This is a genomic window from Sphingomonas sp. 1185 (genome assembly GCF_040544655.1).
GTDB lineage: Bacteria > Pseudomonadota > Alphaproteobacteria > Sphingomonadales > Sphingomonadaceae > Sphingomonas.
Map to the genome: position 1 here is coordinate 70,128 of NZ_JBEPKL010000018.1, position 11,387 is coordinate 81,514.

At 65.6% G+C, this 11,387-nt stretch carries 8 protein-coding genes and 1 CRISPR repeat array; of the genes, 5 read left to right on the forward strand and 3 right to left on the reverse strand.

Annotated elements, in window-relative coordinates:
- Positions 1-2: 2 nt before the first annotated feature.
- Entirely contained in the window at positions 3-542 is a 540-nt protein-coding gene (locus ABIC44_RS13045; RefSeq protein WP_309697295.1) for a DUF1003 domain-containing protein, read from the reverse strand.
- 69 nt (positions 543-611) lie between these two features.
- On the opposite strand from ABIC44_RS13045, the gene ABIC44_RS13050 reads away from it, so the two are divergent.
- Positions 612-2,075: a helicase HerA domain-containing protein gene (locus tag ABIC44_RS13050; protein ID WP_307100696.1), complete on the forward strand. Its 1,464-nt coding sequence runs from the start codon at positions 612-614 to the stop codon at positions 2,073-2,075.
- A gap of 459 nt (positions 2,076-2,534) precedes the next feature.
- On the opposite strand, the gene ABIC44_RS13055 is transcribed toward ABIC44_RS13050, so the two are convergent.
- Together ABIC44_RS13055 and ABIC44_RS13060 are read right to left on the reverse strand one after the other, a co-directional pair.
- Complete coding sequence (locus ABIC44_RS13055) at positions 2,535-2,795, reverse strand: DUF2312 domain-containing protein (RefSeq protein WP_261268946.1); 261 nt, start codon at positions 2,793-2,795, stop codon at positions 2,535-2,537.
- Positions 2,796-2,966: 171 nt separating this feature from the next.
- Entirely contained in the window at positions 2,967-3,269 is a 303-nt protein-coding gene (locus tag ABIC44_RS13060) for a DUF1244 domain-containing protein (protein WP_261268945.1), read from the reverse strand.
- 71 nt (positions 3,270-3,340) lie between these two features.
- Between ABIC44_RS13060 and pyk the strand changes: the two genes are divergently transcribed.
- The 4 genes from pyk (at position 3,341) to cas2 (ending at position 9,735) form a co-directional block, all read left to right on the forward strand.
- Complete coding sequence (gene pyk / locus ABIC44_RS13065; RefSeq protein ID WP_354295895.1) at positions 3,341-4,810, forward strand: pyruvate kinase; 1,470 nt, start codon at positions 3,341-3,343, stop codon at positions 4,808-4,810.
- Positions 4,811-5,125: 315 nt separating this feature from the next.
- Entirely contained in the window at positions 5,126-8,440 is a 3,315-nt protein-coding gene (gene cas9, locus ABIC44_RS13070) for a type II CRISPR RNA-guided endonuclease Cas9 (protein ID WP_354295897.1), read from the forward strand.
- A gap of 15 nt (positions 8,441-8,455) precedes the next feature.
- Positions 8,456-9,385: a type II CRISPR-associated endonuclease Cas1 gene (cas1, locus tag ABIC44_RS13075; RefSeq protein ID WP_354295899.1), complete on the forward strand. Its 930-nt coding sequence runs from the start codon at positions 8,456-8,458 to the stop codon at positions 9,383-9,385.
- Positions 9,382-9,735 carry a CRISPR-associated endonuclease Cas2 gene (gene cas2, locus ABIC44_RS13080; RefSeq protein ID WP_354295901.1) on the forward strand — a complete coding sequence of 118 codons (354 nt, stop codon included), beginning with the start codon at positions 9,382-9,384 and terminating at the stop codon, positions 9,733-9,735. The genes cas1 and cas2 overlap by 4 nt, the downstream gene beginning before the upstream one ends.
- Before the next feature lie 73 nt (positions 9,736-9,808).
- A CRISPR array of direct repeats spans positions 9,809-11,295; the repeat unit is 36 nt; unit sequence AGCATAGCCGCTCAGAGATTGCGGTCCAGCGGCAAC.
- Positions 11,296-11,387 lie beyond the last annotated feature (92 nt).

Below are 11,387 nucleotides of genomic sequence, written 5' to 3' on the forward strand. Positions count from 1 at the left end.
CTCTACGACCGCGCAAGGGCTTTTGCCAACCCGTCGATCTTCGCCTCCAGCGAGTCGAGTCGTTCGACGACCGTGCTGTCCAGCTTGTGATGCAGCCGCAATATGTCGATCTCGGCGCGCAAATTGGTGCGATAGTCGAGGCTGGCGGCCAGCCGATCCTTGGCCGATTGCCGGTTCTGGCTCATCATGATGACCGGCGCCTGGATCGCCGCCAGCGTCGAGAGCATCAGGTTGAGGAAGATGTACGGATAGGGATCGAAGACCAGCCCGAAATGGCCGAGCACGTCCGAGTTCAGCAGCATCCAGCCCAGCAGGATCACCGAAAAGGTGATGATGAAGCCCCAGCTTCCGCCGACCGCCGCCACCCGGTCGGCCAGTTTCTCGCCCCAGGTCGAGCTTTCGTCCGCGACGTCGGCGGCGTCGCGGGTGCTCAGCTGGCCCGACTCGATGTCGGCGATGACCTGGCGTTCTTCCTCGTCCAGTTCGTGCGCGGGCTTGCCCAGCGTACGGCGGGCGATTTCGGCGGCGGTCGACAGGGCCATGTTCGGTCGCTCCCTCGGGGAATCAAATGCCTTGCTCCTTGGGGCGTTGATCGGCCAAACGCCAGAGTCATGACGGTACGCGTGGATATGGGAACCGATGAGCGTGGCTCGTCGGTGCCGATCGATCTTGAGGAACTGCTGGCGACCCGCCTGCTGGTGCAGGGCAATTCGGGGTCGGGAAAGTCGCATCTGCTGCGCCGCCTGCTCGAGAAATCGGCGGGCCAGGTGCAACAGGTGGTGATCGACCCCGAGGGTGATTTCGTCACGCTTTCCAAGGCCTATGGCCATGTCGTGATCGAGGCGGGCGACTATGCCGAGCGTGAGGTCGGGCGGTTCGGCGCGCGAATCCGCGAACACCGCGCCTCGGTGGTCCTCAGCCTGGAGGGGCTGGAGATCGAGGGGCAGATGCGCTGCGCCGCGACCTTCCTCAACGCGCTGTTCGATGCCCCGCGCGAGCATTGGTATCCGGCGCTGGTCGTGGTCGACGAGGCGCAGCTCTTCGCCCCCACCACCGGCGGCGAAGTGTCGGAGGAGGTCCGCCGCGCCTCGCTGTCCGCCATGACCAACCTCATGTGTCGTGGGCGTAAGCGTGGCCTGGCGGGGGTGATCGCGACCCAGCGACTCGCCAAGCTCGCCAAGAATGTCGCCGCCGAGGCGTCCAACTTCCTGATGGGCCGCACCTTCCTCGACATCGACATGGCACGCGCCGCCGACCTGCTGGGCATGGAGCGGCGGCAGGCCGACTCGATCCGCGATCTGGCGCGCGGCACCTTCCTGGCGCTGGGGCCCGCCGTCTCGCGGCGGCCGATCACGGTGAAGATCGGCGCGGTCGAGACCTCGGCCCGGTCGGGCAGCCCCAAGCTGACCCCCCTGCCCGACGCCCCGCCGCCCGATTTGCAGGAACTGCTCTTCGCGCCGGTCGAGGAAGCGCCGACCCTGCCCATGACCTTCGACCCGCGTCCGCGCCGGGTGCCCGCCGAGGAACTGATGGCCGATCTCGGCCGCCCGCCTTTGCCGACCACCGCCGCGCCGCCCGCGCCGGAAATGGACGAGGGCGAGGTCGAGGCGATCTACGAACAGGTGCTGCGCGCGATCGTCGAGGACCCCGAATCGACCTTCCGCCCCGCCTCGGTGCTGTTCCAGGATTTCCAGGTCCGATGCCGGATGGCGGGGCTGGCCCGGCCGCCGCTCGACCTGAACGGCTTCGCCCGACGGCTATCTTGCGCGCGGGCGGGGATTTTCGACGTCAACGATCCCGACTGGCAGGAGGCGCTGGCGCTGGCCGGGATGCTGCCCGACGACATGCTGGGCGCGTTCCTGCTGGTCGCGCGCGCGGCGCGGGAGGGCCTGCCCTGCCCACCGGATACCAAGATCGCCGAGACCTATGGCACCAGCTCGCTAGGCCGGGTGAAGCGGCTGATCGCCTATATCGAGAGTCGCGACCTGTTCGTGTGCCGCACCGATCTGACGGGGAAACGGTCGATCACGATTCCCCGGCTGGGCTGGACGACGCAGGCGGCGGAGATGGGGTGAGGGTTTCGCTTGGCCTTCGACTTCGCTCAGGCTGAACGGAGGTTGGGGGTTACGGCCGATAAAAACCTTGGTTCGCGGCTATGGCGCAGGCCAGCGCCCTACCTCTCGCGACGTTTTGCTGGCTTGTCGTCATCACGGCGGATCTTCCGTTCCAACAGCATCGCAAGCAATTGGTCCGACCAGCATAGCGCGATGACGGCGGGAACAGCCAGAACAGCCAAAAGCCCCATCGTTTCCTCTCGCCCAACGTCGCCATCCCGCGCGACGATATGCCGGTCTTCAAGAAAATGTCAGCCTGGCGTGCACCTTTTCGCCTGAAACGCAAATTTCCTTACGTCCACCACCCCCGTTCAGCCTGAGCGAAGTCGAAGGCCACGCCCCACCGCCCGCCCCAAACAAAAAGGGCGACGGAGCCCAAAGCCCCGCCGCCCTTCGCATCCTGAAACCGGAAAACCGGGATCAGATCATGCCCAGCGCCTTCATATACACTTCGAGGATGGCTTCCTCTTCCTGATATTCCTCGCGCTTCTTCTTGCGGATCTGCATGATCTTCTTGATCGCCTTGGGGTCGTAGCCGCGCGCCTTGGCTTCGGCGAAGACGTCCTTGATGTCGTCCGAAATGCCCTTCTTCTCTTCTTCCAGCCGCTCGGCCCGCTCGATCAGCAGGCGCAGCTCGTCGGCCGTCACATTGCCGCTGCTGTCGTAATTGTCGTCCGCCATCGTCTTAACCCTCTGAATACCGATAGGCCCGCATGACCCAATCCATGTCGCGGCCCGTACCTGCCCCCTCAATCAAGCGAAGGTCGGTCTGGCGCGGCCGGATCGGGCCCCATGTCGGGATCGGCGGCGGGTCTAGGCGCTTAACGCGACGGGCTCAAGCGGGCATGTTCGTCAGGCGTTCTTCTTCACGCTTTCGGCCATGCGCGCCAGCTGCTCGGGCGTCGCTTCGCCCTGATGCTGCGCCTTCCACTGGTCATAGGGCATGCCGTAGATCGCTTCGCGCGCGGTCGCCTTGTCGACCCCTGCGGCCTCGCCCACCCAGTCGGACAGGCAGTTGCGGCAAAAGCCCGCCAGCCCCATCAGGTCGACATTCTGCGCATCGGTCCGGTGGCGCAGATGCAGGACCAGCCGCCGAAAGGCCGCCGCCGCCGCATTGTCATCGATTGCATTCAACGCATCCACTGCATCGGCCATATTCGTCTCTCCAAGGTTGATCGCGCCGCATTAGGCTTTAGGACGCACCCAGAAAAGAAGCAGGATGTAAGATGACCCAGGCCCTCCCCCCGCGTTCGCGAAAAGTCCGCGTTCTTGCCACGCTTGGCCCGGCCAGCAGCGATCCCGAAATGATCGCCACCCTGTTTCAGGCAGGGGCCGACGCCTTCCGAATCAATATGAGCCATGGCGACCAGCAGTCCAAGGTTCCGCTGATCCAGGCGATCCGCTCGTTGGAAGAGCGATTCGGCCGCCCGACCACCATCCTCGCCGATCTTCAGGGGCCCAAGCTGCGCGTCGGCAAGTTCGCCGAAGGCAAGGTGATGCTGGAAACCGGCAGCACCTTCGTGCTCGACCGCGATCCGACGCCGGGCGACGCCACCCGCGTCGAACTCCCCCACAAGGAAATCTTCGCCGCGATCGAGCCGGGCGCGCGCCTGCTGCTCGACGACGGCAAACTGGTGCTGCGCGTCGCCTTTCATGACGAGCAGAAGATCACGACGCTGGTCGAGGTCGGCGGCGCGCTGTCGAACAACAAGGGGCTGAACGTTCCCGACGTGGTGCTGCCCATGGCCGCGCTGACCGAGAAGGACCGTTCGGACCTGGCCTTCGCGGTCGAGCAGGGCGTGGACTGGATCGCGCTGTCCTTCGTCCAGCGGCCCGAGGATCTGATGGAGGCGCGCGGCCTGATCAAGGGCCGCGCCGCGCTGCTCGCCAAGATCGAGAAGCCGCAGGCGATCGACCGGCTGGAGGAAATCGTCGAGCAGTGCGACGGCGTGATGGTCGCGCGCGGCGACCTGGGCGTCGAGCTGCCGCCCCAGGCCGTCCCGCCGCTCCAGAAACGCATCGTCGAGGTGTCGCGCCGCATGGGCCGCCCGGTCGTCGTGGCGACGCAGATGCTCGAATCGATGATCCAGAGCCCCTCGCCCACCCGCGCCGAGGTGTCGGACGTGGCGACCGCCATCTATGACGGCGCCGATGCGATCATGCTGTCGGCCGAGTCGGCGGCGGGCGCCTGGCCGGTCGAATCGGTCGCGATGATGAACGCGATCGGCGTGTCGGTGGAAAACGATCCCGGTCATGGCGACCGCGTCCACTTCACCGCGATGACCCCCGACCCGACCACCGCCGACGCGCTGGCGGCGGCGGCGGCGGGCATCTCGCGCACCGTGTCGTCCAAGGCGATCATCTGCTTCACCTCCAGCGGCTCGACCGCGCGCCGCGTCGCGCGCGAGCGGCCCTCCGTGCCGATCCTGGTCCTGACGCCGCAGCTGGAAACGGCGCGCCGCCTGGGCCTGCTCTGGGGAACGCATGCGGTCCATACCCGCGACGTCGAGTCGTTCGAGGAGATGGTCGCCAAGTCCAAGCGCATGGCGCTGCGCCACGGCATCGCCGAGGCGGGCAACCAGGTCGTGCTGATGGCGGGCGTCCCCTTCCGCACGCCGGGATCGACCAACGTCCTGCACGTCACCCGCATCATGGGCGACGAACTGGCCAATTATGGCGACCAGGCGGAAGCGTAAGTTTCCGCGCCTGTACGCATGAACAGTCAAGGGCGGCGGGGCGAATGCTCCGTCGCCCTTTTCCATGCGACATCACCAACGCCGGACAAGAAAAAAGCCAGCGCCGTAGCGCTGGCCTTATCTGGTGCAGACATGACTGCTTGTTAGCCGCCAGTACCGCAATCTCTGAGGCCCGCAGTCTTTGCGATTTCACGGCGTCGGTCAAGTGCGATTTACCGCCGGAACGAACCATCTTCCGGTTTCCACCCAGGGACTTTCCTCCCAAGATAAACGCGTCCATCATTCGGCCGAACGAACAGATGGGCGGGGGAGCAGATGGGCTGGCGACTGGGACTGGATTTGGGCGCGAATTCGCTGGGCTGGGCCGCGCTGCACCTGGACGGCGCGGGCGATCCCGACGGCATCCTCGCCATGGGATCGCGAATCTTCAGCGACGGGCGCGATCCCAAATCGGGCGCCTCGCTGGCCGTCGACCGCCGCGCCGCCCGCGCGATGCGGCGGCGGCGCGACCGATTCAAGCAGCGTCAGGCCGCGCTCATCAAATATCTGATTCGCGACGGGCTTTTCCCCGCCGACCAGGCCGAGCGACAGAGGCTCGCGGTCGAGGACCCCTATGCCCTGCGCGCCCGCGCGCTGGATGAGGCGCTGTCCCCGTTCGAGCTGGGCCGCGCGCTGTTCCACCTCAACCAGCGACGCGGTTTCCAGTCCAACCGCAAGACCGATCGCGGCCAGGATGACGAGGCGGGCAAGATCGCGGTCGGCGTCGACCGGCTGACCCGGCAGATGCGGGACAGCGATGCCCGGACGCTGGGCGAATTTCTCCATCGACGACGTCAGGCGGCGGAGGATGCCAACCATATCCCCTCGGTCCGCACCCGGCTGCGCCCCGAAACCGGCGAGGGGGCCAAGGGCGACGGCTATGACTTCTACCCCTCGCGCGCGCTGATCGCCGAGGAGTTCGCCGAGATCTGGGCGGCACAGGCGCCGCATCATCCGACCGTGCTGACGCGCGAGGTCCATGACCGGCTGTACGAGATCATCTTTCACCAGCGCCCGCTCAAGGCCCCGCCGGTCGGGCAATGTACGCTGGTCCCCGGCGAGACGCGGCTGGCCAAGGCGCATCCGCTGTTCCAGAAGCGCCGCCTGCTCGAGGAGATCAATGCGCTGACGATCGTGCGGGCGGGCGAGATCGCGCAGCGGTTGACGCCCGAGCAGCGCGATGTGCTGTTCCTGGCGCTCAAGACGCGCGCGAAGATGAGCTTCGCCGCCCTGCGCAAGCAGCTGAAGCTCGACCCCGCCGACCGTTTCAACAAGGAGAGCGAGAACCGCACCGAATTGAAGGGCGACGAGGTCGCCGCCGAACTGGGCGCCACGAAGCGGTTCGGGACACGCTGGGCGCATCTGTCGATCGAGGCGCAATGGGAGGTGGTGCAGCGGCTGACGGCGGTCGAGAGCGAGCGCGACGAGGCGGCGTTCGCGGACTGGCTGCGGCAGACCCATGGGCTTTCGGAGGACGAGGCACGGGCGGTGCTGGGCGCGCGCTTGCCGGACGGGCATGGCCGCTTCGGGCCGACCGCGACGACGACGCTGATCGATTCGCTGCTCCACGACCGGACCGAGGATGGCCGGGTCCTGGTCTATAGCGAGGCGGTGCAGAGATCGGGCCTCGGCCATCACAGCGATTTCCGCCGCGACGACGCCGATAGGGAGGTCAGCGAACTGCCCTATTACGGCGTCGCGCTGGAACGGCATATCATGCCGGGCACCGCCGAGCCGACCGATCCCGAGGAGATGCGGATCGGCCGCCTGACCAACCCCACGGTGCATATCGGGCTGAACCAGCTTCGCCATGTCGTGAACCGCCTGATCCGCGCCTATGGCCCGCCCGACGAAATTGCGGTCGAACTCGCCCGCGAACTGAAGCTGACCGACGAGGAAAAGAAGCGGCGCAACCGCGAAAATGCCGAGAACCGCCTCGCCGCCGAGGGGCGGTCCCGCAAGCTGGAGGAGATCCGCCAGCGTGACAGCGGCGCGAACCGCGCGCTTCTGAAGCTGTGGGAGGAACTCAATCCGGGCAATGTGCTCGATCGCCGCTGCATCTATACCGGCGAACAGATTTCGATCGACATGCTGTTCTCCGCCCAGGTCGAGGTCGATCACATCCTGCCCTTTGCCGAGACGCTGGACGATTCGAACGGCAACAAGCTGCTCTGCCTGCGCGAGGCCAACCGCGAGAAGCGCCGCCGCTCCCCCTATGAGGCCTGGGGTCACACCGATCGCTGGCCGGGGATCGCCGAACGCGCCTCTCGGCTACCCAAGGCCAAACGCTGGCGATTCGAACCCGATGCGATGCAGCGTTTCGCGCAGGATGGCGGCTTCCTGGCGCGGCATCTGGTCGACACCCAGTATCTGGGGCGGCTGGCGCGCGAATATCTGACCTCGCTCTATCCCGGCCGCGGGGAGGGATCGAACCCCGTCTGGGAATCGCCCGGCCGCCTGACCGAGATGATCCGGCGCAAGCTGGGGCTGAACGATCTGCTGCCCGACCATAATTTCGGCGGCGGCGCGGACCAGCCCAAGAACCGGCTCGATCATCGCCATCACGCCATCGACGCGGTCGTGGTCGCGATCGTCGACCGGGGCATGCTGAACGCCATCGCCCGCGCTTCGGGTCAGGAGGGCAGCGAAGGGCGCGAGCGCATCCATGTCCCCGCGCCATGGGACGGCTTTCGCGACGATCTGCGCGCGGCGGTCAACCGCATCATCGTGTCGCACCGCCCCGATCACGGCACGGTGTCCAAGGCGGGCCTGCGTCCCGGTCGCGACCAGACCGCCGGGCGGCTGCACAACGACACCGCCTATGGCCTGACGGGCGAGACGGATGCCAAGGGCAACAGCATCGTCGTCCGGCGCGTGCCGCTGGGCGCGATCAGGAAGCCCGCCGATATCGTCCGGGTCCGCGATCCGCTGCTGCGAACGGCGCTGGCCGAATTCACCCAGGGGCATGACGGCAAGGCGTTCGAGGCCCGCATGGCGCGCTTCGGCGAACTGGGCCCCCTGCTCTACCGCGGCATCCGCCGGGTGCGCGTGACCGAGCCCCTGACCATCATCCCGATCCGCGACCGCGATGGCCGCGCGTACAAGGGCTATAAGGGCGACAGCAATTACCGGTACGACGTGTGGGAGATGCCCGACGGGAAGTGGCTTACCCGCTGGCACGATCCCGATGCCCGTGAACAGAGCAGCATCATCTCGATGTTCGACGCGCATCAGTCCGGCGCCTCCGCCCGCCCCCACCCCGCCGCCAAACGGGTTCTCAGCCTTCAGCAGAATGACATCATCGCTATCGAACCGGATGGCGGCGAACGGCGACTGATGCGTGTCGTCAAATTCGGCCAGAATGGTCAGGTGACGCTGGCGGCTCCGCAGGAGGCGGGCGATCTGAAGCGGCGTGACGCAACCGCCAATGACGAAGATCCTTTCAAATATTCCGCACCGACGGCTGGCGGCCTCAAGAAGCTTCGGGCCCGGCAGGTGCGCATCGACGAACTCGGCCGCGTGCTCGACCCCGGCTTTCCTGCCCGCAAGACCGTAAGGCGCACCCGCCCCCGCGCCGCGCCGGCCGACTGAGGGACGCGCGCCGCGATGGGGCTGGAACGGATCGTCGATATCGCCACCGACAACCGGCATCTGTCCGCCCATCGCGGCTTCCTGATCGTCTCGGAGGATCGGGTCGAGGTCGGCCGCGTGCCGCTCGACGATGTCGGCGCCGTCATCGTCCATGCGCATGGCATCACCTGGTCGACCAACCTGATCGTCGCGCTGGCCGAGCGGGGCGCGGTCCTGCTGCTATGCGGCGCCAATCACAGCCCCGCCGCCATCTGCCTGCCGATCGCCGGTCATCATGCGCAGAACGGCCGGATGCGCGCGCAATGGGAGGCCGGTCGGCCGCTGTCGAAGCAACTGTGGCGCGCGCTGGTTGTCGCCAAGATCCGCTGGCAAGGCGCGGTGCTGGCCGCCAACGGACACTCCGCCACCGCCTTCGACCATCTGGCGCGCAAGGTCGGGTCGGGCGACCCCGAAAATGTCGAGGCACAGGCGGCGCGGCGATACTGGCCGCTGCTGATGGGCGAGACCTTTCGTCGCGACCGGGATGCGGACGGCGCCAATGCGCTGCTCAACTATGGCTATGCGGTGATGCGCGCGACCTGTGCCCGCGCGGTGGTCGCGGCGGGGCTGCATCCGTCGATCGGAGTGCACCATGCGCATCGCGGCAATCCGCTGGCGCTGGCCGACGACGTGATCGAGCCGTTTCGCGCGCTGGTCGATGCGCTGACCCTGAGGCTGATTGCGCGCGACATCACCCGCGTCACGCCCGAGGCCAAGCGCGCCTATGCCGGGCTGATCGCGGTCGACCTGATGCTGGACGACGGGATCACCACCGTCTGGCTCGCCATCCAGCGCGTCGCCCAGACGCTGGCGCGCAGCTTTCAGACCGGGCGAGCCGCGGACCTGATCCTGCCCCTGCCGCCCTCCGCGCTGGAGCTGGCCGGGCTGGACGGCCTGGTCCGATGACCATGGGATCGCCAGGCATCGGGCAATTGTCGGGATATCGGCTGATGTGGATCTTCGTGATGTTCGACCTGCCCGTGACCACCAAGTCGGAGGCCCGCGCGGCGACCAGGTTCCGCGAATATCTGCTCGACGAAGGATTCGAGAAAAGCCAGTTTTCGGTCTATGCCCGCTTTTGCAGCGGCAAGGAACAGATGGAGGCCTATCTGCGTCGTATCGAGGCCCATCTGCCCGACAAGGGAGAGGTCCACATCTTGAGCTTTACCGACCGCCAATATGAAAACATCATCCGCTTCGCCGGCCAGTCCCGTCGACAGCCGCGAAAAAACCCCGATCAGTTGGCCCTGTTCTGATGATTCGCGGACGGTTTGACTATGCCGGATGGGCGATTTCGTCGTTGCGGATCAACACGATATCCCACCATCCAGCATAGCCGCTCAGAGATTGCGGTCCAGCGGCAACAAGACCGCAACGCGACGTACATTCAAATGTAGCATAGCCGCTCAGAGATTGCGGTCCAGCGGCAACCGCCGTCCCACTTGATGCCGATCATTCGGTAGCATAGCCGCTCAGAGATTGCGGTCCAGCGGCAACTGGGGATCAATTGAGACTGCAATGTCTCGAAGCATAGCCGCTCAGAGATTGCGGTCCAGCGGCAACGATATACTTGCACGATCCCACTGTTGCTCGAGCATAGCCGCTCAGAGATTGCGGTCCAGCGGCAACAAGAAGCGGTAGGTGCCTCTTAGGGTTATTAGCATAGCCGCTCAGAGATTGCGGTCCAGCGGCAACTGAACTAACCGACGCATACAAGCAGTATAAAGCATAGCCGCTCAGAGATTGCGGTCCAGCGGCAACAATCGACTGGCCCCGCCACTTGTCCATCGTAGCATAGCCGCTCAGAGATTGCGGTCCAGCGGCAACATGACCGACGGCCTGGTCCGCGACATCGAGAGCATAGCCGCTCAGAGATTGCGGTCCAGCGGCAACATAACGAAATCATCCAACAGGTAGAAATGGAGCATAGCCGCTCAGAGATTGCGGTCCAGCGGCAACATTAGATACGTAGACGGCGCTCCCGCTACGAGCATAGCCGCTCAGAGATTGCGGTCCAGCGGCAACTCGTCGTGCGATCCGAGAAGGCGGCCGAACAGCATAGCCGCTCAGAGATTGCGGTCCAGCGGCAACGCCCGGCCGTTCATGGCCGAGCGCCTGCAAAGCATAGCCGCTCAGAGATTGCGGTCCAGCGGCAACTCAGAGGCCGATCTGGAAAGCGTCATGGAGAGCATAGCCGCTCAGAGATTGCGGTCCAGCGGCAACTTGCGGGATATAGTCGGCGGCTTCAGCGGCAGCATAGCCGCTCAGAGATTGCGGTCCAGCGGCAACTGCGTCGCCATAGAACGCATCGGCCGTGTCAGCATAGCCGCTCAGAGATTGCGGTCCAGCGGCAACTGCCAGCGCGAATTGCGCGGCACGGTCAGCAGCATAGCCGCTCAGAGATTGCGGTCCAGCGGCAACTTGTAGAAGCACAGCCGTTCGTCCCGGATGAGCATAGCCGCTCAGAGATTGCGGTCCAGCGGCAACAGCTCGTCCGCGATCTGGGTGACGCCCCAGAGCATAGCCGCTCAGAGATTGCGGTCCAGCGGCAACCATCCTGCATTCCGCCAGCGGAAGGCACCTAGCATAGCCGCTCAGAGATTGCGGTCCAGCGGCAACAACGCACCGCTCAAATAGTCGCCCGAGAAAGCATAGCCGCTCAGAGATTGCGGTCCAGCGGCAACATCCGTCGAACCCAAGCGATGCCGCTGTTAAGCATAGCCGCTCAGAGATTGCGGTCCAGCGGCAACAATGCGTGACGACGAATGGCTAAAAGCCTAAGCATAGCCGCTCAGAGATTGCGGTCCAGCGGCAACTAGGTTGGATCGACATTCAGGATTTCCAAACGCGCTGACCAGTGCTTCATAAGCATCCGTGTTGTGACGCGGAGCGGATAATGGGGATCAGG